Below are 22,679 nucleotides of genomic sequence, written 5' to 3'. Positions count from 1 at the left end.
CAGTGCGCCGGCAAAGGAGTGCGCCATGTCGCGTCATCCGCAATGCGGCGGGCCAGCCCGGCAGCGGGGGGCGATCGGCCTGATGGCGGCCGCCACCCTCAGCCTGGCGCTGGTGTTGATGCTGCTGGTGGTGGATACCGGCCGTCTGTATATGGAACAACGCAAACTGCAGCGCCTGGTGGACACCGCCGCCCTGGAAGCCGTCAGCCGTGGCGGCAATTGCCTGCCAGGCCTCACCGCTGCCAGTTACGCGGGGCAAAGCGCGACGCGCAACGGGTTTGTCGCCGATGCCACCAACGTCCTTGTGATCGATTGCGGAAAGTTGGCGACAGCCGCTACCGGCCTGCGCACATTTACGGTGGACGCGACACAATCGGAGGCGGTCAAGGTTGCGGCCAACCGTACCGTCACCACCAGTTTTGCCGGCGGCGTGCAGGCGTTGTTCAGTGGCACACCGGTCAGTCTCAACACCGTGCTTTATGCTTCGGCGGTGGCGGCAAAACCCAAGCCGACCGTCGCTCAGTTGAACATCCGCAGTAACCTGGCCAGCATCAACACCGCGCAATCGAACATCCTCAACCCGCTGTTTTCCGGGCTGCTTGGCGGTAACGTCAACCTGACGGCCGTGGGGTGGAATGGCTTGCTCAACACCGATATCAACCTGCTCAGTTATCTGAACCAACTGGCGATCAACCTCAACGTCGCCGCCGGCAATTACACCCAGTTGCTTAATACCCAGGCCACAGTGACCCAACTGATCCAGGCCGCGATTACGGCTGTGCAGCTCAATGGCGCCACCGCTGAAGTGATTACTGCGCTGGGCCAACTGCAAGTGGCGGCGATCAATGCCGCGCCGGTAAAACTCGGTGACATCCTGCAATTGCAGACCGGCACCACGGCCGCCGGGCTGGATGCCAATCTGCAGTTGCTGCAACTGGTTCAGGGTGTGATTCAACTGGCCAACAGCAAAAGTGCGGTGGCCGCGACCCTGCCGATCAACGTGCTGGGGCTGGCGAATGTCACAGTGCGGGTCAAGGTCATCGAGCCGCCACAGTTTTCCGCCATCGGAGATCCGGCGCTGGCCAAGGCCAACCCCACCGGGCCGAACCGGATTTATGTGCGCACCGCGCAGATTCGCACGCTGCTTTCGGTAAATCTGCCGGTACTGTCCGGGGTAACCGGGTTGGCCAATGCGGTACTCGGACTGGTTGGCACGCTGACACCGACGCTCAATGCGCTGTTGAGCCTCAATCTGGTCGCTACACTGAATTCGGTCGGCTGCCTGCTCGGCGCCGGTTGTGAACAACTGGACCCGAAGCTGCTGCCCTCGCCGCAGATCGACATCAGCCTGGATGCCGGCGGCGCCATCAGTTATGTCACCGATTACAGTTGCCCGACTGACAACACCGGCACCAAAAGCCTGACGGCCCGCACCATCACCTCGGTTGCCGATCTCAAGCTGGGCAAGATCGATCCGACCAACGCCTTTTCATCTGCCGCCCAACCCACCGTCACACCGTTGCCGCTGGTGGATCTGGGCACGGTGACCTGCCACAAGATTCTGGGGATCGGCAGCTGTGACCCGAGCACTCACGTGCCATACGGCGCCGGCGGCATCGCGATCATGGTCAACACCAGCGTGGCGCAGAACACCCAGAACCTGGTGTTTTCCAGCACCACACCATTCGCCACACCGCCCAACCTGAAACTGCCGCCGAGCGTGATTGCCGCCGCGCCCTCAAGCAACATCGTCAACAGCCTGGCAAGCACCCTCGCCGGGATCAATCTGATCGTCTACAAACCCCTGGGCAGCAACCCGCTGGGGGCGATTGTCACAGGCGTCGCCAGCCTGATCAGCGATGTTACGACGATCCTGCAACCGGTGATCACCGACCTGGTGAGTCCGTTGCTGGATCCGTTGCTGAACAATTTGCTCAAGGGGCTGGGGATCAATCTGATGGATGTCGACGTCGGCGCCAACATGACCTGCGGCCAGACCGGCAAGGCGTATCTGGTGATCTAGTCGTCGGGGGCGATCGGCAGTTCGATGCAGAACCGTGCACCGTCCGCCGAGTTGTGCACGCTCAAGTGGCCGCCCATGTTCTCGATGATCCCGTAACTCACCGACAACCCCAGGCCGGTACCGACGCCTATCGGTTTGGTGGTGAAGAACGGTTCGAAAATCCGCTCCAGCAGACGCGGGTCGATACCGCCGCCGTTGTCCTCGACCCAGAGTCGCACCTTCTGCTCGTCGCGCTCGGCGTAGATCGCAATCCACGGCTTGAACGTTGAGTCGCACTCGCGTTTGCCCAGCAGCGCATCCCGGGCATTGACCATCAGGTTGATCAGCACCTGTTCAAGCTGATCGACGTACCCGCGTACCTGAACCTCGAACGCGGTCTCGCTGATGCGCAAATCCACGCCTTTGCCGCGCATGCCCTCGGCCAGTAGCGACAGCGTGCCTTCGATGGCGCTGGCCGGGTTGAACAGCTGCTGCTCGATCTCTGAGCGGCGACCGAACACCCGCATGTGATCCACCACTTTGGCGGCGCGCTGCACCTGGGCGTCGATGCGATTGAGTTTGTCGGTCAGGTAATCGATCTGCACATCGCCGTTGCTCAGGCGCTTCTGCACGTTGACGATGGCCATGCGCATGACGTTCAGCGGCTGATTGATTTCGTGGGCCAGACCGGTGGCCATTTCGCCAAGGGTGGCCATTTTTGCGCTTTGCGTGAGTTGCTGCTGGGAGCGGCGCACTTCGGTGTTGTCGCGACCAACGGCTTGGACTTCGATCAGTTTGCCGTGCTCATCGAACACGCCGCGATCCGACCACACCCACCACGCATGTTCGCGCCCCGGCAATTGCAGATTGATTTCGGCGGTGCTGACGGGAGATTGCGGGGTCAACTGCGCCAGGCGTTCAACGAAGGCCGCGCGCTGAACGTCGGACATCCAGCTGCCCAGATCGACCCCGGCCAAGTCTTCGGGGGCGCATTCCAGATAGGTTGCCAGCGGCCGGTTGCCGAACGTCAGGATCAGGTCCGGACGATAGCGGCAGATCATCGCCGGCGAGTCCTCGACCAGAATCCGGTAGCGTTCCTCACTCTGTCTGACTTGCTCGGCAGCCAGCGTCGCTTCGGTAACGTCCAGCCACAGACCGACGGCCTCCACCGGCAGACCGAGGTCGTTGCGCAACAGCCGGGCCTCGTCGAGCAGCCAGTGATAATCGCCGCGACTGTCGCGCATCCGATAGCGGGCGCGCACCGAACCTTCGCGCAGCAGTTGCCGGGTGCGTTCGAAATACAGGGTTCGATCATCCGGGTGAATCCGCTCTGCCAGCGCACTGGCGTCGCAGTCTTCCAGGCTCCAGCCCAGCAGCGGTTGCAGGCTGGCGCTGAAAAACGCCGGCAGCAAGGCGCCTTCGACGTAGTGCTGGACGTAAATCACCGCTGGTGAACTGGCGATCAGGTTGTCCAGCCGCGCATGGGCGGCGGCGGCCAGTTGCTGCTGGTTCTTGATGTCGCTGATGTCGAGCATGAAACCCACCAGACGCCGATGCTCGCCGGTGCCGGTGACTTGCCCCTGAAGGCGATACCACGCCGGCGTCTGGCTCGTGTCGCGAGCATGCAGGCGCACGCACAGGTCGAGGATTTCCCCGTGCATTTGCAATGCTTGCAGGCGGCTGCGGACCTCTTCGCGATCGGCGGGATGGATCAGTGTCAGCCAGGTGTCGAGCGTCAGCGTCGAGCTGTCCTGTTGCAGAGTGGCGGCCAGCGTCGGGGCCAGTTGAATCTGCTCGCTCGTGCTGATTTCCCACCATCCGGTGCCGAGCAGCGACTGCAATGACTCCAGCCGTTCCAGCTGCAGTTGATGCTGTTGTTCGCGCAAGCGACCGAGCAGGGGGCCGGCCAGTGCGCCCGCCAGCATCAGCCAGTCGCGGTCGGTCAGGTACGGCGCGGTCTTGTCCACCGCGTAAAAACCGCAGAGCAGCCACGCCATCACGCCACGATCATCGCTATAGGGAATGGCGAAACCTTCTGCATTGCCGAACAGGCCCTGGACCCGCGAGTGTTCGTACTGGCCGTAATGTTCACCCAGGCGTTGCGGGCCGGTGCCATTGAGGCTGTCGAGCGGCGTGCCCAGACGCTGGCCGTCATGCCACAGCGCCGGGGCGTCATGGGCGTGGAATTGCTGATGGATCTGCCAGCCCTGTTCCTGTTCATCGAGCAGGGCAAGTGCCAGGCACGGGATCTGCCAGCGCTGGGCGATCACTTGCAATTGTTCGCTGACGAGCATCGGCAATCGTCCCAGGCTGCAGCTTCGCAACTGCTTGCTGATCTGCTCGGCGATCATGTGGCACGCCTCGCGCTGATGCGCTTGCTGGCGTTCGGACAACAGGTCGGCGATGTCGATCAGTTGCAGCAGCCAGCCATTGCCCAGCGGCTGAACCCAGCCGCGCAGTTGCAAGGTCTGCTCGCCGAGGCCGGGGAAGTCCAGATCCAGCAGGTGGCCTTGCCAGTCCTGCGGCCGACCCTCGATGGCCAGCGTGCTGTGCGCCAGCAGGTAGTCGCGCAACGGCAACGGTTTGTCACGGGGCGTCTGTTGCGTCAGCAGCAGGCGTAACGGGCCAGCCATTTGCAATACGCCGCCTTCGCTGTCGAGGTGGATGTGCAGGCCCGTCAGCGGGGTGCCGAGTGCGTCTGGCAAATCGCTGGCGACCATGCCCCGCTTGAGCAGGCGGCCGAGCAGGTTGTCACCCGGGGTCAAAATTTCAGGCTCGAAATGGCGGTCAGGTTGGTGGGCAGGCTGGGGACCGCGCCGATGCCCGGCAACACCAGAAACGGAATGACCTGATTGAGTTTGCTCACCGGGTAATTGACGCTGACGGTGAGCGTGCCCGCCGTCGGGTCATAGACCGTTGACGTATCAGTGCCGACCACCACATTCAGAGAAGGCAGCGTTGACGACAATTGTTGGCTCAGCGCGGCATTGGCGGTGCTGACCACCACGGTTGAATAGTTGGGAATTGTCGGGTCAACCGCCACGGCGCGGCGTATGGCTTCGGCTGTGGCCTGGTTGAACGTCTGCATCAGCACGAACGGCAGGGCATAGCTGACCAGACCGTAAAACACCGCGAAAAAGATCACGAACACCAGGGCGAACTCGATCGCCACCGCACCTTTTTGCGCCTTCCGAGAGCCGGTTTTCATCCGTGCGTCTACCCTGACAGTCACTGCGTAGTATCAGCATAGAATCATTCAGCAAAAACGGACGGTTTTTACCGCATGCAGAGCCTTGTCCTTCTGATCTGGTTGACGGCTTGCGCGGCCCAGGACGCCCGGCAACGAAGGATTGCCAACGTCCTGACGCTGGGTGTCGGGACCCTTGCGCTGGTCTATCTGCTGTCTTTCGGTACCACCTGGATGGGCGCCGAAGCCGGGCAGGGAGGCTGGGCTTGTGTCGTGGCCCTGGCATTCACGTTGCCCGGGTATTTTCTGGGCCGAATGGGCGCCGGTGATGTGAAACTAATGACAGCTCTTGGTCTTGCGACGGACGGCGTCTCGCTGCTCGGGATTTTTATCGGTGCGGGTGCGGCGAGCCTGATCTGGATTCTGCTTGCGCCAAGAGTCTGGCTGCATATGAGTCAAGGGCTTAGGCATCAACTTCGATGTATGGCGCCATCCATGTCAAAAAAGCTGCCATTTGCGCCGTTCGTGCTGATCGGATTTGTGCTTGCACTACCTTGGATCCATTAGTCGCCAAGCGCCACTAGTCTTATGTACATAGTCGGAAAGTGGGTCTACCTTCAAAGTAACGAGTTATACAGCCAGTGGCTGACAGTACAGGAATGGTCAGCTTTGGCCCGGGCATGGAGCAGCACGTGAACAAGCTTACATCTGCGGTAAAAGTCATCGTTGTCGATGATCAGCCTCTGATCGTCGAAGAACTCTGTGAATTTCTCGAGAGCAGCGGCTACCGTTGTGTTCCGTGCGAGTCCAGCAAGGAGGCGATCGAGCGTTTTACGGCTGACACCGCGATCGGACTGGTGCTGTGCGATCTGCACATGCCGGACATGGATGGCATTCAACTGGTGCAGGAACTGCAACGGCTGGTCGGCAAACACCGGGCGTTCGAAGCCATCATGCTCACCGGTCGGGCGGACAAGCAGGACGTGATCAAGGCCCTGCGCGCCGGGATTGCCGACTATTACCAGAAACCGGTCAATCTGGATGAACTGCTCGAAGGCCTGCAACGCCAGGAAGCGGTGTTGCAGGAACGGCAGAAAACCCTGCAACTTGGCCATCTGAATCAAAAGCTTCAGGACCTGTCGTCGTCCATCGATGATCTCTATCAGGATCTGGACAAAGTGCGTCGCGGCCCGGCTCCCGTCAGTGACGAAGCCACCCGTGGGGCCGGTGAACTGGAGATTCCCGAGATCTTCAATCAGCTGTCGCCACGGCAACTGGACGTGGCGCGCCTGGTGGGCAAGGGTCAAACCAATTATCAGATTGCCTGTGAGCTGGGCATTACCGAAAACACTGTGAAGCTCTACGTTTCGCAAGTGTTGCGTCTGACTCACATGCACAACCGCACGCAACTGGCGTTGGCCTTGTCGCCGAGTGCGGCGGCTCTGCGGCAGCGAGTTACGGCGCACTGATTGATGTCCCCGGCGGCCCTTGGGTCGACCGGGACAGTCGCCAAGGCGTCTTCCTCAAATCAGTTTTTTGTCTCGATTTTGCCCCCGGCATCCGGGTCATAGAAGTCGGGGATTTCGTACTGGTACTTCTTCAGCCAGCGCTGCATCGCCAGCTCACGCTCGGTGGCCGTGGCCGCCTGCGGATCGGGGGACGCGGCCTTGTTGCGGCTTTGCAGCAGCAGCCAGCCTTCGGTTTCCTGCTGCTGGGCCGAGGCCGGGCCGGCGTCGATGGCCAGCGCGCCGAGCGGCAGACCCAGCAGGCTCAGGCAGCACAGCGTTTTTAACGTGTTCATGGCACCTCCTTGAGGCTCACTTGATCGTCGCCGGTTGCGCGTCAGCCGCCACCGCGACCTGATTGCCGGCGACGGGTCTGGCCTTGACCGGCGACTTGAGTTTCTCCGCGCGTTCCTGGGCATCGGTGAACTGCTCCGGGGTCAGGTGCGCGCGGCTGACCACTTCCGCGGCCTGCTGCCAGTTGTTCTGATAGAGCAACAGGGTGACCAGATTCAGCGTCGCCAATTGATTGTTCTGCTTCAACTCGATGGCCGTCAGAAACTCGAAACGAGCGTCTTCGAGCCGCAGCTGATTGAGGTACACCACGCCCAGATCGTTGCGGATGTTTTCATTGGTCGGCGCCAGCCGCGCCGCCCGTTGCAGGTGGGCCTGTGCCTGTCCGTTGTCGCCACGGGCGGCATACAGCTGGCCCAGGCCATGTTCGGCGTCGGCGTTCAGGCACGTGCCGAGCAGGCTGCGATACAGCGGCTCGGCTTCGCTGCGCCCCAGCAGGCGATAGACCTTGGCCTTGCGCAGTCGCACTTCGACGAGGTTGTCGGGCAGGCCCTGCAGGTTGGCCAGGCTGGCGTGCAGCTTGCCGTCGTTGACCAGGTCATCGGCCAGGTTCAGCGACAGCTCCTGTTCGGAACTCAACTTGCTGCAACTGGCTGGCGCCAGCATCGTCGTCCACGGCGCCTGACCGTCCGTTGCGCAGCCGCCGAGCAGCAACAGACTTGCCACGACCATCAGTGCTTTCATCCATCGCTCTCCATCGCCATTGTCATTCTCAGGACGCAAACGCCCGGGTGATTGCGGTAAAACCGGGGCCCGCCAAAACGATCAGCAAGGCCGGAAACAGCAGCAGCATCATGACCACCGACATCTTCGCCGACATCTTCGAGATGTATTCCTGCAAGCGTGTCAGGCGTCGGTCATCCAGGAGTTGCTTGAGCGCCAGCAGCGATTTCATCGCACCGCCGCCCTGTTGAATCAGTTGTTGCAGGATCACGCAGGTGTCGGTGAACTCATCCACCGCCAGCATCACGGCTGCTTTGTTCAGCTCTTGCCCGAGTTCCAGGCCCGAGTCGACACGGGCCAGAATCAGGCGTAGTTCGCTGGTCAGCTCCGGCAGTAGTTTTTGCCCTTCGGTGCTGAGCACGCGCAGGGCCTGCTCGACGGCCATGCCGGACTCGAACAGGATCCGCAGCAGCGGAATGAACGTCGAGACTTCCACCGAAATGATTTTCTGCCGACGGGCAGCGGCATACGCCAACAGACGTTTGGGCAGCAGATAGCCGACGCCGGTGGCGATCATCGGCACCAGCCAGCCGTTGGGTGCGAGGGGGAAAAATACTTCCTTCAGAAACAGCCCCAGCCCCAGTGTCAGCAGCGGCGTGCCGATCTGGCAGGCGGCAAACAACGAGCGCTCACTGGCGCGGCGCCAGCCGAGACGGCTGAGCAGGGTCTGGGTTTCGCTGTCGATGCTCACCGAGCGCTGGCCGAACCGGCTGCTGCCGAGCGCCCGTAACCAGTTGCCGAAACGGTTCTCGCGCACCAGGTGCCCCTGCAGACGCTGGTTGACCTGGCGCACCCGACGCCGCTCGGTCAGCAGGTGATTGCCGACCAGCAACAGTGCCCCGAGCAACAACATGAGACTGGCCAGCATCAGCATGTCAGACACTCCTCAACATGCGCCACAGCGCCAGGCAACCGGAGACCTGCAACACCACCGCAACGATCAACATGGTCCGACCGCCCGAGTCGTTCCACATGCCGAGCATGTAGCCGGGATTGGTCAGCATGAAGTAGCTGACCAGAATCACCGGCAGCGATCCGAGTACCCACGCGGTCATCCGGGTTTCGCCGGTCAGGGCGCGCAGTTGGCGGGCACCTTGGTCGCGCTCGCGAATCAGTTTGATCAGGTTCTCCAGCAACTCGCTGGCGTTGCCGCCGTAGCGATGGTTGACCTTCAGGCCCAGGGCGAACATGCGCAGTTCGTCCTGCTCGTAGAGCTCGGCAAAATCACTGACCGCATCCGGCAGGTTCACCCCCAACTGCACGTTGCGCTGCACCCGGCCCATTGCGGTTTTCAACGGATCCTCACTGGTTTCGATGCCGCCCATCACTGCATCGGTCAGGGTCCGGCCGGACTTGAGGCTGCGCACGGTGTGGTCGAGCAACTGCGGCAACTGTTCGATCATCCGATTGAGCCGGCGACGATATCGCCACGCGATGTACAACCGCAAAATCAGCGGCGGCGCCAGTATCAGCACCAGCAGACCGATCCAGTCGGCCAGCAGGTAACCCAGCATCATGGCCACGACCCACAACGACAGCCAAAGCCCAAAGTGCTCGTTCGGCCGGCCGAGGCCGGCGCGCAGGAACATCCGCTCCAGCCCGGTCCACGAGGATTTTTCGGCGGCTGCTTGCGGCTGCCCGGCGGCGAGGCGAGATAGCACCCGCTCGTTGGCAGTCTTGCGCACGCCCTGCAGGAACAGGCGAATCGACAGCCCCAGCAACAGCAGGCAGAGGACGATCAGGATCACCGGTCCGATCATGACGAAGGCTCCATGCGCTCAGCCCAGACTCGACTCGTGCCGCAACTTGTCGCCGGCCGGGTTGACCGCTTCGCGCAGGAAGCCGAAACCGGTGCGTCGATCCAGACGGAACAAGGTATTGGTGACGTAGACGTCTTCACGCACGCCGACCACTTCCACCACTTCACTGACACAGCGCCTGCCATCGGGCATGCGGGTCAACTGAATGATTACGTCGAGTGCCGCGCAGATCATCTGCCGCAGGGTGCGTTCGGCCACGGAGCGCCCGGTCAGGCCGACCAGGGTTTCCAGGCGCAGCAACGCATCCTGGGCGTTGTTGGCGTGGACCGTGCTCATCGAGCCGTCGTGACCGGTGTTCATCGCCGTGAGCACATCGAGCACTTCGACGCCACGGATCTCGCCGAGAATGATCCGGTCCGGACGCATCCGCAGGGCGTTGCGGATCAGGTCGCTGGCCTTGACCTCGCCATGGCCCTCGGCATTGGGCGGGCGGGTTTCCAGACGCACCACGTGGGGATGGCCGAGTTGCAGCTCGGCGACGTCTTCGATGGTCACCAATCGTTCGTGGGGGTTGATCAATTGGCTGAGGATATTCAGCAGCGTGGTCTTGCCGGTGCCCGTGCCGCCGCTGATAAGGATGTTGCAGCGCTTGCCCACGGCCTCCTGGAAGCACTCGAAAATCGGCAGGTCGATGGTCTGCATCGCGATCAGGTCGCTGCTCTTGAGCATGTCCTTGCGGAATTTCCGAATCGACAGGCACGGGCCGTCGAGGGCGATCGGGGGGATGATCGCGTTGACCCGGCTGCCGTCCGGCAGACGTGCATCGACCATCGGCGAAGACTCGTCCAGCCGCCGACCGAGTGGCGCGAGAATGCGCTGCATGACCCGTTCGACGTGGTGCGCATCGATGAAGCGCAGGTCACTCTGATGCAGTACACCGTCGCGCTCGACGAACACCCGGTGCGGGCCATTGACCAGAATTTCGGTTACGGCGGTGTCGCGCAGCAGCACCTCCAGCGGGCCGAATCCGGTCAGTTCATCGACGATTTCTTCCGCCAGCCGCTCCATCTCGTAGCGCGAAATCGCCAGATGCAGACGGGCGATGTATTCGGCGACCTTGTCGGTGACGAATTGCGCCAGCAACTGCCGCGAACCTTCCAGCAGGTTTTTTCCGGACTCCTCGATGGCATCGATGATGTAGCGATGCAGGACCAGTTTCAGGCCTTCGTGATCGGTGTTGCCCGACTGGCCCCGCGCCGGTGCACCGAAGAGTTTTTCCGGGCTCATGAGGTGCCTCGCAACCGGTCGAACCAGGTGACCTTGGGTTTGGCCAGGCCTTCGGAGCGTTTGGCCAGCCGTTCGCCGAGCACCCGCAGGCTCTGGGTGAGTTTCTCCCGGGGCGCCAGTTCAAACAGGCTGACGCCCTGGTTCTTGGCATTCATGCGCAGCTCCGGACTCAAGGCCAGCACCGCGATCACTTCCAGGTTGAAGGTCTTGCCGAGGGTGTCCGCATCCGGCGCGACGTTGCTCAGATAGCGATCGACCAGCAGCCGCCCGTGGTCGAGCTTCATGCCTTTTTCCCGCCACAGATTGAACACCGCCAGGTTGCGCCGGCAATCGAGAACATTCTGGTCGGTGTACCAGATCAGCTTGTCGCAATGGCTGACAAAGGTGCGCAGGGCTTCGCTGTCGGGCTGGCCGGTGAGGTTCACGACAATGTGCTGGAAGTGCTGGCGCAACGCGCTGAGCAACATGAACAGCTCGGCGGCACTGGTGCTCTCCAGCGGTTCGTCATTGTCGGCGTACGCCAGAATCCGCAGCCCCGCTTCGGTGCTGGTGAATGCACTGTCGATCAGTGTGGCGTCGAGCCTGCGCAGGTGGCGCAAGGCATCGCCGAAGTGGAACGAACTCTCCAGCCCCAGCAACGCCAGGCTGTCGCCACGGGGAAGACCGAGATCCAGCAGCAGCGTCTGCTGCCCGCTCTTTTGCACCACCAGCGCCATATGGTTAGCCAGTAACGCGCCGTCGGAACTGCTCTGCACCCCGTACAGAACCGTCAGGCCACCCAGTTGCGTGTTGTGGGGCGCTGGCGGCAGACGCTTGCTCAAGCGGCGCACCAGCCCGGCCACTTCGCTGGAGCGCGAACCATAGGCGACGAAATCCCTTGCCCCGGCGCGCATCGCGTTGAGTACCAACTGGTTGTCCATGCCGTCGCCGAGGGCAACGATCGCCAGCATCGGCTTGGCCTCCAGCGCGCCCTCGATCAGCGCGCTCTGGGCCACCACGTGTTCGCGGTCGAGGCCGACGAACACCAGACTGGCGAAGGTGACGTCCACCAGAGCGAGCAATTCGTCGAGACTGCCGCCACCGGCACTGACCACCTGGCCCAGCGGTGCAAGCGCGCTTTGCAGCCATTCCAGATCGGTGCTGTTGCGGGTGATGGCGAGGAAGGTCTGACTCAGGCTCTGGCTCATTGGGACAACCCGCTGCGCTTGTCGAAGTTACCGTTTTCCAGGAAGAACATGCGGTAGAAATTCGGGTCGTAGTTGCGCAGTTTTTCACCCGGCAACGACGGCAGTTGCGCCTCCGCCGAGAGCGGGCGCACCAGATGCGGGGTGACGATCATCAGCAGCTCGCGCTCTTCGCGCTTGATCTGCGAGCTTTTGAAAAAGGCCCCGAGCACCGGGATATCGCCCAGCCCCGGAAACTTGTCGACCTGGGAACTGTTACTGGTACTGATCAAACCGCTGATGACAAAACTCTCACCATCGGCGAGGGAAATGCTGGTGTCGGTGCGGCGAATGGTCAGGGCGGGCACCGTGGTGCCGGCGATGTTCACCGCGTTGCTGAAATCCAGTTCGCTGACTTCCGGCGCCACCTTCAGGGCGATGCGATCGTGGCTGATGATGGTGGGAGTCAGGGTCAGGCGGATGCCGAATTCCTTGTATTCGATCGATACGTTGTCACTGCCGGAACTGGGCACCGGTATCGGAATCTGCCCGCCTGCGAGGAAGCTTGCGCTTTGCCCATTGAGAGCCACCAGGCTTGGCCGCGCCAGGGTGTAGGCGAAGCCACTGCCTTCCAGGGCATTGATGATCGCCATGGTCTTGCCGCCGATCCACGAGAAGTTGAACAGCGAGTTGTCCACCGGCAATCGCGGTTGCGGAACGCCGTCGATGGGCGGCAGGGTGCCGGGGGAACCGAACAGGAAATTACCGCGGGTGCCGATCAGCGAAGCCGAGGCCTGCTTGAGCTTGGTGCGGCTGACTTCGACGAAACGAATGTCGGTCTGCACCTGCGAGGGCAACAGCGCATCATCCGACGGCAGCGCACTGGTGTTGGTGAGGGCCGAGGTGGCGGCGCCCTTGACGAACACCATGCTCTGGCGCGGCTCGCTGGAGCAGCCGGTCCAGACCATGAGACTGGTCGCGCCCGGCGCCACGGCGGTCAGAAGGAACGAGGAATTGCCATTGGCATGCACGTCGGCGATTTTCGGATCGCCGATGGCCAGGCGTGTGATCGCCACCGGTGACTGCATGTCCTGTTGCCAGCCTTCGTTGATTTCGATCACCGGCGGCAAGCGTCCGAGGGCCGCGCAGTTGCCGGTGGCCGCGTGCGCAGCATTGATTGAAAGTCCCATCAGCAGCAAGGCCCGGAGCACGGGATTGAAGGTCGGCCAGGAACGACTCTGCATGCACTTGGATCCTTGCTCAGTCATGGGTTTTGTTGGTTGGTCTGATTGCCGCGAATCACTTCCACTGCGGGTCGTGCCGCCACAGCTTGGTCGCCGCTCGACGACGCTTTCGGCGTTGTCCCCAGCGCCAGCTGCGTGAACTGGAAGAGTTGGCTGTTGGCGGCGACCAGTTTGTCCGGTGCCTGACTTTCGCCGGCCCAGTACTTGGCCAGGCGCTGTTCTTCACTGCTGCGCACAGCCAGGCGCAACGTCCCGACCTGGGTGGCGAGCATCATTCGACTCAACAATTGTTCAGGCACCGCCAGCACCACGGTGCGCGCGGTAAGCCGGCGCTGGTCCTGTTTGATCTTGTCGTCGGCACTCAACGCAGGGGCGGACGGTTGGCCGTCATTGGTCAGGCCGTATTGCTCGCCGACACCGAGCACGCGCATGGCTGGCACAACGATCTGCGCCGACTGCTGCGGATTGGCGGCGTCCTGGCGCAGGAACAACAACACGTCGACGTAATCCCCGGGGATCAACTGCCCGGCTGCGCCGATCACTTCATCGACCGACACGGCCAGCGCGCGCTCGTCTTTATGGATCATGCGCGCCAGTGTGCCGCCGGCCTCGAAGCTTTCTTCGTTGAGCCAGGTGCCGGCGCTCAGGTGGCGCCACGGAGTGCGGCCCACGGCCTGTTCGATTGTGCCGAGGCTGCCGGCAGGGGCGCTGAGCAGTTTTTCAACGGCCAGGTCGGCGGCAGCAAGAGGGGTGAATGGCGGGACGTCACGCACCAGCACCACGACAGGTTGACGGGTCTGGTCTTCGGCGGCAGCGACGGTTGTTTCGACGGTGACCACCGTCGGCGCGGGAGCCTCGGCCACCGGAGCGGGTTGGCGGCTGAGCACCAGGCCCCAATATCCGACAACGATGGCGCCCAGTAAAAGCAACGCTGCAAGGCCCATGGTCACACGACTGTTCATGACGGCTCTCCCTTTCCTGCTGCACTACCAGCCCGCACTTCCTACCAAGGGAACATCGCAATCAGGCAGCTATGAACATCCAACTATTTCGCTATTTCCACGCTAGCTGAAACAAGCCAAAACGCCATTTCTGACAGGCAAATAACCCACGAAAGTATGGGTGTTGGCCAATTAGCAGTCGAAAAGCAGGGGATGACGAAGCGATTAATCCTTTGTGATTAATCCGTTCTTACAGTTGTTGGGAGGGGGTTTGTTGACAATGCTCAAATGGCACGGTGGAACCTTGCCGCTGTAGCGTGACATCGGCGCCAAAGGCGCGAAGGAGTTGACGTATGTTTCGTATGAGTCTCGACTATCTGGCGGCCAAAGTGCGGCTGTTCCTCAACAGTGAAGAAGGTGCTTCGGCGATCGAGTACGCGATTGTGGTGGCGATGGTGGCGGTGGTGGTCGTAGTGTTCGTGACCCCGATCGGCGCCAAGGTTCTGAACATCTTCAACTCCGTTCTGGTTTCACTCGGTGGTACTGCGGTCACTCGCCCCGTACCTTGATCGCGTTCATCCCGTTGACCTTCGAATCCTGCCTGCAGGTTTTCCGTTCCGCGTCCCGGACCGGAGAATCGCAGGCGACTCTGGATGCGGCAGTCTGAGTGCCCCGGCACGAAGGAGAACCTCCATGCTATTTGAATACTTGCTGTTGCGCGCCCGCCGGTTTCTGCACAGCAGCGAAGGGGCGTCAGCCATCGAATATGCAATTGTGGTGGCGATGGTAGCAGTGGTGGTCGTGGTGTTCGTGACGCCGGTCGGCGCCAAGGTACTGGCCATCTTCAACAACATTCTAGTAGCGCTGGGCGGTACGGCCCAGACTGCACCGGTACAGACACCCTGACTCGATGGCTCGCCAATCTCGCACTACACTCGGTTCCATCATCAGTTTCTCAGGGATTGTCCAATGACTGCTTCTTCACAGCCCCGCCAACAGTTGCTTCTTGTTGACGACGAAGAGGACGCGTTGCTGGAGCTGGCGGAGTTGCTGGAGGGCGAGGACTTTATCTGTCACACCGCGACGTCGGTCAAACTCGCCCTGCATCACCTGACCCGCCATCCTGATATCGCCCTGGTGATCACCGATCTTCGCATGCCGGAGGAAAGCGGCATGTCGCTGATCAAGCGCCTGCGCGAACACACCTCGCGCCAGCATCTGCCGGTGATCGTAACGTCGGGGCATGCGGACATGGAGGATGTCAGCGACATGCTGCGGTTGCAGGTGCTGGACCTGTTCCGCAAGCCGATCTATCACGTGCGGCTGCTGGAGACCCTGGACAATCTGTTTCCCAAGCCAAAGATCAATATCTCCTGAGTGCTCACGCAGCTTCTACTTCGAATACGCCGATCTTGAAATTGACGCCATCCCTTTGACATTTTGATGGTGTCGAAATGATGGCTCGTGTACATTCCCCGCGCCCAAACCGGACGACCTGGTGGGTTCGGTAGGGATGCCTGAGTGAAATTGATACCCCCTGCTGAAACTGTTTTTCATGTTTTGGAAGGGAATCTCGATTGAACACTGATCGCTTGTGCCGCTCGTTACTGGCGCTGTCTGTTGCTGCAACTTCGCTGCACGCGGGCGTTGTTGCCGCTGCCGGCGCCAATTTGAGCTACGACCTGAGCGGCGGGCCATTGAACAGCAACCTGCAGAACTATGGTCTGATCGACCTGCGTGGCAACGGGACGATTGCTCCCGGCGCGCCTTCGACGCTGACCTATGGCGCTCAGTTTTTGGGGCTGACGGCAGACCAGTTGCGTAACAACGACAGTATCCGCATTGACGGGGCCAAGTTTGGCGTGGGCATTGCGCTGGGGGCTTCCGGTGTGACGCCCAGCAAAATAGCCGGGAACCTGATCAACAAGGGTTCGATCTCGGTCAATGGACTGGCTGGATCGGGCACCTCCACCGGGATTTCGGATATGGGCAGTGAGCTGAACGGCTCGCTCAGCAACGATGGGCTGATCGAGGCCAGCGGGGCGAGTTCCAGCGGTGTGATGCTGGTGCAAACCAAACTGAATGGCATCGGCAACAACGGCACGATCAGCGCCAGCGGGTCGGACGCGCTGGGGTTGTTTCTTGACGGTGCCACGCTCAAGGGGAGCGTCAATAACTTCGGGACTATTCGCGCCACCGGGGCGAACGCTGAGGCGGTGACGTTTGAAGGCGTGAACTTCAATACCTCTGCCAGTACAGCGATCTTGAACCTGTCCAACTACGGCACGATTTCCGGCGAGTCCATTGGCGTGCACGTCAGCGGTCAGGCAGTGGGTGCGAGTCCTTTCACCATTTATCAACTGTTCGGTTCGATCGAGGGTGGCACGGCGGCAATCCAGGTCGATGACGGCGAAAGCTATTTCGACTTTTTCGGCGGTACGGTCAAAGGGGATCTGATCGGTCTGTCCGGCGTGATCATCGACGGCGATGCGGTTTTCGACGGTTCGACCATCAAGTCCGGTTACGTGACTATCGAGGACGGCACGCTGACGCTGGTGAAGCCGCACACCACGATCATCGGTGACTTCGACATGGAAGAGTCCGACTCGGTGCTGGAAATGTACCTGGGCAATGACACCAATCCGGCGCTGCCGGTGTTGAAGGTCACGGGCACTACCGATATCGCGCCGGGTGCGACGTTGCGTCTGTTGGCGCGTTCCAGTGATTTCCGGGTGACGCCGGGTGGTACGAAGTACACCCTGATCAGCTCGGGCAGTCTTGTCGGCGGCAATAACCTCACCGTGACGTCTTCCTCTGCTTTGCTGGATGTGAAGAGTTTCGGGGTCGTGGGCAATGACATCACGTCGGTGGTGACCAACAAGTCCGAAGAGGTGCTGGCGCAAAACACCCTTGTGGCGGGTGGCAGTCGCAATGCGGCAACGGCAGTGGGCCGCGTGTCGAGTCTGTTGTCGCGGCTCGATGAGCAGGACCCGGTGTTCCAGGCGTTCGCCAACGCCAGCACCGATGCGCAACTGGCGCGGTTGTCCGAAACCCTCAGCCCGGATGTCAGCCGTGGGGTGCTTCACGCGGCTACCAACAGTCAGACGCTGGTGTCGGGTGTCATCAATGAGCGTTCCAGTCGCGCCCGTAACGCCGGCGTGCCGACAGACAAAGGTGTCTGGCTGCAAGCCTTGAGCAGTGATGCCAACCAGGATGAGCGTCGTGGTGTCAGTGGTTACGATGCCGACAGCCATGGCATCGCCGTGGGTGCCGATGGTCAGTTGAATGCCGATCTGGCGGTCGGTCTGGCGTACAGCTACCTCGACTCCGATGTGAAATCCGATCGCGGCAACAAGACCCAGGTCACCGGCCATGCGCTGACCCTGTACGGCAACTGGACCCACGACAACTGGTTCGTCGATTCGTCGCTGATGTACGGCTGGAACGACAACGAGTCGCGCCGTTACATCGCCGGCACCCGCGCCAAGGGTGATTACGAGAGCAATGTGTTCGGCGTGAGTGCGCTGGCCGGTTACAGCGTGCACCTGATGCCGGATGTGGTGCTTGAGCCGCAGGTCGGGGCGCGTTACGCCAACGTGGGCATGGACAGCTATCGCGAGAAGGGCAGTTCGGCCTCGCTGAATGTCGGCAGTCAGCGTTATGAAGTGGGCGAAATGGGTGTCGGTGCACGTCTGGCCGCTGCGTTCGATGTGGGCACCGGCAGCCTTGAGCCCGAAGCGAAGCTGATGGCCTGGCATGACGTCATTGGCGACAAGACCGGCACCACGTCGTCGTTCGTGCTGGGTGGTGATTCGTTCACCAGCCGTGGCACCACCCCGGTGCGTGACAGTTATGAACTGGGCTTGGGCGCCAACTACCGGATGGGCGCGTGGAGTCTCGGCGGGTCGTACAACTACGTGACCGCCAGCGGTTTTGACGCTGACGGTTTCACGGCAAAAGTACGCTACGCCTTCTGATTCAGCGGTCGATCGTGCTACAGCTGATAGCTGAAACTGATGCTGTAGCGCGGCCGGCGATTGAAGGTGTCCAGCGCTTCATCCGACATCGCCTTGGCCGCTTCCAGGGCGATGTTGTAGTACTTCGCATCGCCAAATCTCAGGCCGACTGCCGCCGATGACAGGTTGTTGGCCTGCACCGGCAACTCATTGAACCAGCTTCGCGAGCGGTCGAGCACGAAGTACGGTTGCAGGATGCGCACCCAGTTGCCGTCGCGGTTGAAGCTGTAATTGATCTCGTAAGCCACGCCCCAACCCTTGTCGCCGGACGCCTGATCGTCGGGATAACCGCGGCCGAAATTCTGCCCGCCGAACACAGCGCGCTCACTGTCCGGCAGGGTGTCACGGCTCCAGTACAACGCAGCCGACAGCACCCCTTGCCAGTTGTCGAGGAACTTGTCGCTCTGCACCCCGGAAAGTCGTACCCGAAAGAAGTCGAGGTCGATGGCGCTGTTGTTGGTATGCGCACCCAGGCTGTCGAACCCTTGATACACGCCGCCACTGAGGATGCGCAGTTGTCGGGCATCGACCTTGCGCCAGTCGCTTTCGAAGGCGAGGGCGCGGATGTCGGTGCGTTCTTCGACGCTCAGCGGGTAGCCGATCACGTTGTAGCGGGTCTTGTCGTTGACCGCGTACAGGCGCGATCCGGCGGTCAGCAGTTCATCCGAGGCGGCAATCAGCGGCAGAGTGAAACCGAGCGAATAACGGTCGTTTTCGCGGTGCGGCTTGAGTTCCAGTCCGTTGCTCAACTGCACGTTGGTGCCGGGATCGGCGCGGTAGCGTGAGGCCGACAGACTCAGCTGCGCACCTTCGTCGTTGATGAACTGGTTGTAGTCCAGCCGGTAGTAATGCTCGTGATCATCCCCCGGTGGAAAAAGGCCGCTGAGGCTCAACTGTTCGCCCATCGACGTTTGTGAATTGCTGCTGACGCCGAGCAACGCCTGGGTGCCATTGCGGTTGTCTTCGGTGGTGCTCAGGGTGCTGGTGAACGGCTTGCGACTGGCCTGGGCCACCAGCGTCGTTGCACCGTCGGTGGTGCCGGGCGGCGGCACCTGGGCCTGGATCGTCACGCCGGGAATGCGGGTCATCAGCGTGGTGTAGCGCTCGAACGTCTTGCGCGTCAGCGGGCGTTCGGCCTGGAGCTTGGCGGCCAGTCGGTCGAGCAGGGCTTTGACCCGTCCGACGTCGCCGGCGATCTGCACGTCGCGCACGTAACCTTCCACCAGCACGACGCGCGCCACGCCGTCATCGAAGGTCTGCTGTGGCAGAAAGGCGTAGGACAGCAGATAACCGTCCTGCTGGTAGCGACGGGTGATCGTGCGGGTGGCTTCGATCAGGTCGGCGAGGCTGCTCTCGCGGCCGATCAGCGGTTTGTAGATTTCGGCCAGTTCGTTCAACGGGTAGAGCGTGCCGCCTTCGATCTGCACGGTCCTGAGGTTGATCTTCGTGCCCATCAGCAACGGCTGCGTGGCCGTGGCACCGGGCTCCGGCACTTGCAGCGGCGCGGCGTTCGGCCGGTAAGCGTCGGCGGGCAGGTTCGGCACCGGCAGGTTGCGAATGGTTTCGTTGCTGTTGAGAAAGCTGGGCAGGGTGTCGGCGAGGGCGGTGGAACTGAGACTGAGCAACAGCAGGGATGCCATGACGCGCATAGGACACTCCATGTTCAAACCCGCAGCACGGGGCTGGGTTTCTCCTAAGAAAAAAGCGGAAGACTCGTGGGAATCTTCCGCCCTCAACCAAGCGTAGGCGCTGTAGGTAAGGCCGTCGAATCGGCCAGGTGCAAATCAGCGATTGTTGCCTCCCAGGGCGCCGGTCAGGCCACCGAGAACTCCACCCAGTCCGCCGCCAGTCCCGGTGGCAGTGCCACCGTTGACCAGCCCGCCGACCGCAGTGACCGTGTTGCCCACCGTGGTGACAGTGTTACCGACCGCCGCCACGACCGGGTTGCTGTTGGTGCCGGCGATGGTGTTGCCCAGATTGCCGACGGCACCGCCGACCTGACTGGTGAGACCCGCGACCGGAGAGCCGAGCCCGGTGGCGGCACCGACATTCTGGGTCAGGCTGGTGACCGCAGTGGTAACCGGCGCAAGTCCGGCGCCCACGTTGTTGCCCAGGGTTGCCAGGGGAGTGGTCGGGCTGGTGATCGGCGATCCCGAGCCGCCGAGCACGGTGTTGAGTGAAGCCACGGTATTACCCGCCGCAGCCAGCACACCACCCGGTGCGGCGAGACTGCCATTGCCGCTGCTCAAGCCTGCGCCGACGTTGACCACGGCGCCGCCGACGGTTTGCAGCAGGCCATTGCTGCCCAGACCGCCACCGACGCCCGTTCCCGAACCGGTCCCGTTGTCCACCAGCCCGCCGGCCTTGCCGACAGCGGTGCCGACATTGCTCAGGGCTCCGCCGACGGTGTTGGTCAGGGCGTTGCCATTGCCGGCGTCGGTGACTTTGTCGCCTACTCCATCGACGGTGCTGCCGACTTTCTGCAGCAGGCCGTTCACCGGAGCGCCCAGGCCCGTGGCACTGCCGAGTTTGTCCGTGGTGCTTTCGACCATGGCAATCACCGGCACCAGTTTGCTGCCCACTTCTTTGGTAACCGAGCCGAGCGGGCCGGTGGTGGTAGCGGTGCTGAGCGTGTCGCCGAGCATGGTGACCCGTTCACCGACGCCATTGAGCACCGGTGCTACACGGGTGACCACGCCGCCGACTACCGGAACGCTGCCCGTGGCGGTCGCCAGTTTGCCGCTCAGGTCGGACACGCCGTTGCCCACATCCTGCACCACGCCGCCGACCGCCGAAGCGGTGACGCCCAGGCCATTGTCGGTGGTCGCCAGTTTGCCGATGCCGTTGGCCACGCCGTCGCCCAGGGTGGTCACCACGTTGCCGGCGGTTTTGGCGGCACTTTGCACCACGCCACCGACAATCGGCACGCCGCTCAGGGAGTCGCCGACCTGGCCGACACCATCGCCGACGCCGCTGACGGTATTCCCGACGTCCTGCACCAGTGTGGTGGTAACCAGAGGGGTCGGAGTGCTCGGATTGGTTGGGTTGGTCGGATCCGTCGGGTTGGTCGGATTAGTTGGATTGGTCGGATTGGTCGGATCTGTCGTCCCTCCAGTGCCACCAGTGCCACCAGTACCGCCAGTGCCTGCGGTATCTCCGGTACCACCCGTACCACCGGTGCCGCCAGTACCCGCAGTCGAACTGTCGGGGGAAGAACTGTCGGAGCTGCTGTGATGACCGCCGCCGCCACTGCTGCAACCGGCCAGACCGAGAGAGAGAATAAGGGCCAGTGCTGTTGCCGACTTGCACCACGCCTGAGCTTTCATGTGGGTTTTCATGAGGGTTGTTCCTTGCACCTGTGACAACGTTCGTTGACTTCGACGGCTCGCCGGTTCTGTTGCCGGCAATGCCTTCGTCCGTTGTGCTCATATCAGTCGCAAGGCTGGATCCACGCCATTCTCAAGTTGGTATTAACGCCTTTATGCAGGGGGCGGCGAGTGCCCCCTAACGACTAATACCGAGGATATAGGCGCGCAAAAAAAAGCCTTGAAAATCAAGGCTGGCTGTTGGCGAAGAAGTTGTTCGCGGCGCGGGAAAACTTAAGTGATATATACACAATTGATCAGGTTTTCCCGGCCTCGATGTCAGGCTACCGGCTGCCAGTTGCCCACCATGTGCTCCAGATCCCCGGCGCCGATCAGGCGTAACTCACCGCTGGAACCGGCCGCGCTGGCGAACAGGCTCACCTCGCTCGGCAGGCGCACCGGTTTGCGAAAGTGCACGGTGACCTCAAGGTTGGCCTTGGGCAGATGATCCGCCAGTGCCGCCAGCGTCCGGGCCTTGTTCCACAGACCATGAGCGATGGCGGTTGGGAAACCGAACAGCTTGGCGCTGGCGGCACTCAAGTGGATCGGGTTGTAGTCGCCGGAGACTTTCGCGTACTGCCGGCCGATGTCCGCCGGCGCCTTCCATTGCGCCACTTGCGCGAGGGGCAGCGTCGGCTCCCAGGTCTGCTCGACCGCTTCGCCTTCGAGCTTCACGCCACGACAGAGCATCCGGCTTTCGGCTTCCCACAACGGGCCGAGTTGATCGTCGAGGGTGGTCAGCAGATCGAAGGTCGCGCCCTTCGGATGCGGTTGCAGGTTATGCACCCGGACGCTGACTTGTGCGCGACTGATCCCGCCCATTGGCCGCAATACGCGGATGCGGTTGCTCAGATGAATCAGCCCCAGCAGCGGGAACGGAAACTCCTTGGCCGTCAGCAATTGCATCTGCAGGGCGAACGCCAGGATATGCGGATAGGTCGGCGGCAGCAGGCCGTCATCGGCGAAACCGCAGACCTTGCGATACGCCGCCAGACGTTTGCCATCCACCTCGACGGCGCAGCGCAAGCCGCTGTCGGGCAGGGTGGTGCCGGTGATTTTGCGTCGGGTCGCCGCCCGGGCATACAGCCCCGGCAGGCTCGGCTCGTGGTGCAGGGTTTGCCATTCGATGGTCATG

Annotated in this window: 20 protein-coding genes; 7 read left to right on the top strand and 13 right to left on the bottom strand. The window is 62.0% G+C overall.

The window, feature by feature from the left end:
• Positions 1-25: 25 nt before the first annotated feature.
• On the top strand, positions 26-2,023 hold the full coding sequence (locus C1X29_RS23425) for a pilus assembly protein TadG-related protein (protein WP_102718481.1): 1,998 nt from the start codon (positions 26-28) through the stop codon (positions 2,021-2,023).
• On the opposite strand, the gene C1X29_RS23420 is transcribed toward C1X29_RS23425, so the two are convergent.
• Positions 2,020-4,767 (bottom strand): PAS domain-containing protein, encoded by a 2,748-nt coding sequence (locus C1X29_RS23420; RefSeq protein WP_102718480.1) that lies wholly within the window; start codon positions 4,765-4,767, stop codon positions 2,020-2,022. The two genes, C1X29_RS23425 and C1X29_RS23420, sit on opposite strands and share 4 nt — an antisense overlap.
• A complete protein-coding gene (locus tag C1X29_RS23415) occupies positions 4,764-5,210 on the bottom strand; it encodes a TadE/TadG family type IV pilus assembly protein (protein ID WP_085748618.1) in 447 nt (148 codons plus the stop codon). Before C1X29_RS23415 ends, C1X29_RS23420 begins: the two co-directional genes overlap by 4 nt.
• 75 nt (positions 5,211-5,285) lie before the next feature.
• On the opposite strand from C1X29_RS23415, the gene C1X29_RS23410 reads away from it, so the two are divergent.
• Together C1X29_RS23410 and C1X29_RS23405 are read left to right on the top strand one after the other, a co-directional pair.
• Complete coding sequence (locus C1X29_RS23410; protein WP_085748617.1) at positions 5,286-5,756, top strand: prepilin peptidase; 471 nt, start codon at positions 5,286-5,288, stop codon at positions 5,754-5,756.
• A 125-nt stretch (positions 5,757-5,881) separates the two neighbouring features.
• Positions 5,882-6,658 (top strand): response regulator transcription factor, encoded by a 777-nt coding sequence (locus tag C1X29_RS23405; protein WP_102718487.1) that lies wholly within the window; start codon positions 5,882-5,884, stop codon positions 6,656-6,658.
• 59 nt (positions 6,659-6,717) lie between these two features.
• Here the strand turns inward: C1X29_RS23405 and C1X29_RS23400 are convergent, their stop codons facing one another.
• From C1X29_RS23400 to cpaB, 8 genes are read right to left on the bottom strand one after another with little or no spacing between them, the layout of a single operon-like run.
• Positions 6,718-6,990 carry a DUF3613 domain-containing protein gene (locus C1X29_RS23400; protein ID WP_102718479.1) on the bottom strand — a complete coding sequence of 91 codons (273 nt, stop codon included), beginning with the start codon at positions 6,988-6,990 and terminating at the stop codon, positions 6,718-6,720.
• Between the two features lie 16 nt (positions 6,991-7,006).
• On the bottom strand, positions 7,007-7,729 hold the full coding sequence (locus C1X29_RS23395; protein WP_085748615.1) for a tetratricopeptide repeat protein: 723 nt from the start codon (positions 7,727-7,729) through the stop codon (positions 7,007-7,009).
• Between the two features lie 28 nt (positions 7,730-7,757).
• Positions 7,758-8,642 carry a type II secretion system F family protein gene (locus tag C1X29_RS23390; RefSeq protein ID WP_102718478.1) on the bottom strand — a complete coding sequence of 295 codons (885 nt, stop codon included), beginning with the start codon at positions 8,640-8,642 and terminating at the stop codon, positions 7,758-7,760.
• Between the two features lies 1 nt (position 8,643).
• The gene (locus tag C1X29_RS23385) at positions 8,644-9,528 is read right to left on the bottom strand and encodes a type II secretion system F family protein (RefSeq protein ID WP_085748613.1); all 885 of its coding nucleotides are present in this window, start codon (positions 9,526-9,528) and stop codon (positions 8,644-8,646) included.
• Between the two features lie 18 nt (positions 9,529-9,546).
• The gene (locus C1X29_RS23380) at positions 9,547-10,815 is read right to left on the bottom strand and encodes a CpaF family protein (RefSeq protein WP_102688519.1); all 1,269 of its coding nucleotides are present in this window, start codon (positions 10,813-10,815) and stop codon (positions 9,547-9,549) included.
• On the bottom strand, positions 10,812-12,002 hold the full coding sequence (locus C1X29_RS23375) for a pilus assembly protein (RefSeq protein WP_085748611.1): 1,191 nt from the start codon (positions 12,000-12,002) through the stop codon (positions 10,812-10,814). The genes C1X29_RS23380 and C1X29_RS23375 overlap by 4 nt, the downstream gene beginning before the upstream one ends.
• Complete coding sequence (locus tag C1X29_RS23370; RefSeq protein ID WP_102688518.1) at positions 11,999-13,222, bottom strand: type II and III secretion system protein family protein; 1,224 nt, start codon at positions 13,220-13,222, stop codon at positions 11,999-12,001. The genes C1X29_RS23375 and C1X29_RS23370 overlap by 4 nt, the downstream gene beginning before the upstream one ends.
• Before the next feature lie 20 nt (positions 13,223-13,242).
• Complete coding sequence (gene cpaB / locus C1X29_RS23365) at positions 13,243-14,184, bottom strand: Flp pilus assembly protein CpaB (RefSeq protein ID WP_102718477.1); 942 nt, start codon at positions 14,182-14,184, stop codon at positions 13,243-13,245.
• A 341-nt stretch (positions 14,185-14,525) separates the two neighbouring features.
• Here cpaB and C1X29_RS23360 point away from each other — a divergent pair, with 341 nt between their 5' ends.
• From C1X29_RS23360 to C1X29_RS23345, 4 genes are all read left to right on the top strand, one after another.
• Positions 14,526-14,732 (top strand): Flp family type IVb pilin, encoded by a 207-nt coding sequence (locus C1X29_RS23360; RefSeq protein ID WP_085748626.1) that lies wholly within the window; start codon positions 14,526-14,528, stop codon positions 14,730-14,732.
• 124 nt (positions 14,733-14,856) lie between these two features.
• Positions 14,857-15,069, top strand: a complete 213-nt coding sequence (locus tag C1X29_RS23355; RefSeq protein WP_085748608.1) for a Flp family type IVb pilin — start codon at positions 14,857-14,859, stop codon at positions 15,067-15,069.
• 63 nt (positions 15,070-15,132) lie between these two features.
• Positions 15,133-15,540 carry a response regulator gene (locus tag C1X29_RS23350; protein WP_085748607.1) on the top strand — a complete coding sequence of 136 codons (408 nt, stop codon included), beginning with the start codon at positions 15,133-15,135 and terminating at the stop codon, positions 15,538-15,540.
• A 200-nt stretch (positions 15,541-15,740) separates the two neighbouring features.
• Positions 15,741-18,140: an autotransporter domain-containing protein gene (locus C1X29_RS23345; RefSeq protein ID WP_085748606.1), complete on the top strand. Its 2,400-nt coding sequence runs from the start codon at positions 15,741-15,743 to the stop codon at positions 18,138-18,140.
• 17 nt (positions 18,141-18,157) lie between these two features.
• On the opposite strand, the gene C1X29_RS23340 is transcribed toward C1X29_RS23345, so the two are convergent.
• From C1X29_RS23340 to C1X29_RS23330, 3 genes are all read right to left on the bottom strand, one after another.
• A complete protein-coding gene (locus C1X29_RS23340) occupies positions 18,158-19,828 on the bottom strand; it encodes a ShlB/FhaC/HecB family hemolysin secretion/activation protein (RefSeq protein WP_102718476.1) in 1,671 nt (556 codons plus the stop codon).
• Between the two features lie 135 nt (positions 19,829-19,963).
• Positions 19,964-21,505 (bottom strand): collagen-like triple helix repeat-containing protein, encoded by a 1,542-nt coding sequence (locus C1X29_RS23335; protein ID WP_102688525.1) that lies wholly within the window; start codon positions 21,503-21,505, stop codon positions 19,964-19,966.
• 318 nt (positions 21,506-21,823) lie between these two features.
• On the bottom strand, positions 21,824-22,678 hold the full coding sequence (locus C1X29_RS23330; RefSeq protein ID WP_102688513.1) for a MaoC family dehydratase: 855 nt from the start codon (positions 22,676-22,678) through the stop codon (positions 21,824-21,826).
• Position 22,679 lies beyond the last annotated feature (1 nt).

Source organism: Pseudomonas sp. GW456-12-10-14-LB2 (genome assembly GCF_002884345.1).
Taxonomy (GTDB): Bacteria; Pseudomonadota; Gammaproteobacteria; order Pseudomonadales; family Pseudomonadaceae; genus Aquipseudomonas; species Aquipseudomonas paraglycinae.
This window is presented reverse-complemented; position numbering and strand designations above follow the sequence as displayed.

What these genes read in the sequence shown, in the direction of transcription:
- C1X29_RS23425 (WP_102718481.1), top strand. Translation starts at nt 26, where the DNA reads ATGTCGCGTCATCCGCAATGCGGCGGGCCAGCCCGGCAGCGGGGGGCG.
- C1X29_RS23415 (WP_085748618.1), bottom strand. Translation starts at nt 5,210, where the DNA reads ATGAAAACCGGCTCTCGGAAGGCGCAAAAAGGTGCGGTGGCGATCGAG.
- C1X29_RS23410 (WP_085748617.1), top strand. Translation starts at nt 5,286, where the DNA reads ATGCAGAGCCTTGTCCTTCTGATCTGGTTGACGGCTTGCGCGGCCCAG.
- C1X29_RS23400 (WP_102718479.1), bottom strand. Translation starts at nt 6,990, where the DNA reads ATGAACACGTTAAAAACGCTGTGCTGCCTGAGCCTGCTGGGTCTGCCG.
- C1X29_RS23395 (WP_085748615.1), bottom strand. Translation starts at nt 7,729, where the DNA reads ATGAAAGCACTGATGGTCGTGGCAAGTCTGTTGCTGCTCGGCGGCTGC.
- C1X29_RS23390 (WP_102718478.1), bottom strand. Translation starts at nt 8,642, where the DNA reads ATGCTGATGCTGGCCAGTCTCATGTTGTTGCTCGGGGCACTGTTGCTG.
- C1X29_RS23385 (WP_085748613.1), bottom strand. Translation starts at nt 9,528, where the DNA reads ATGATCGGACCGGTGATCCTGATCGTCCTCTGCCTGCTGTTGCTGGGG.
- C1X29_RS23380 (WP_102688519.1), bottom strand. Translation starts at nt 10,815, where the DNA reads ATGAGCCCGGAAAAACTCTTCGGTGCACCGGCGCGGGGCCAGTCGGGC.
- C1X29_RS23375 (WP_085748611.1), bottom strand. Translation starts at nt 12,002, where the DNA reads ATGAGCCAGAGCCTGAGTCAGACCTTCCTCGCCATCACCCGCAACAGC.
- C1X29_RS23370 (WP_102688518.1), bottom strand. Translation starts at nt 13,222, where the DNA reads ATGCAGAGTCGTTCCTGGCCGACCTTCAATCCCGTGCTCCGGGCCTTG.
- cpaB (WP_102718477.1), bottom strand. Translation starts at nt 14,184, where the DNA reads ATGAACAGTCGTGTGACCATGGGCCTTGCAGCGTTGCTTTTACTGGGC.
- C1X29_RS23360 (WP_085748626.1), top strand. Translation starts at nt 14,526, where the DNA reads ATGAGTCTCGACTATCTGGCGGCCAAAGTGCGGCTGTTCCTCAACAGT.
- C1X29_RS23355 (WP_085748608.1), top strand. Translation starts at nt 14,857, where the DNA reads ATGCTATTTGAATACTTGCTGTTGCGCGCCCGCCGGTTTCTGCACAGC.
- C1X29_RS23350 (WP_085748607.1), top strand. Translation starts at nt 15,133, where the DNA reads ATGACTGCTTCTTCACAGCCCCGCCAACAGTTGCTTCTTGTTGACGAC.
- C1X29_RS23340 (WP_102718476.1), bottom strand. Translation starts at nt 19,828, where the DNA reads ATGCGCGTCATGGCATCCCTGCTGTTGCTCAGTCTCAGTTCCACCGCC.
- C1X29_RS23335 (WP_102688525.1), bottom strand. Translation starts at nt 21,505, where the DNA reads ATGAAAGCTCAGGCGTGGTGCAAGTCGGCAACAGCACTGGCCCTTATT.
- C1X29_RS23330 (WP_102688513.1), bottom strand. Translation starts at nt 22,678, where the DNA reads ATGACCATCGAATGGCAAACCCTGCACCACGAGCCGAGCCTGCCGGGG.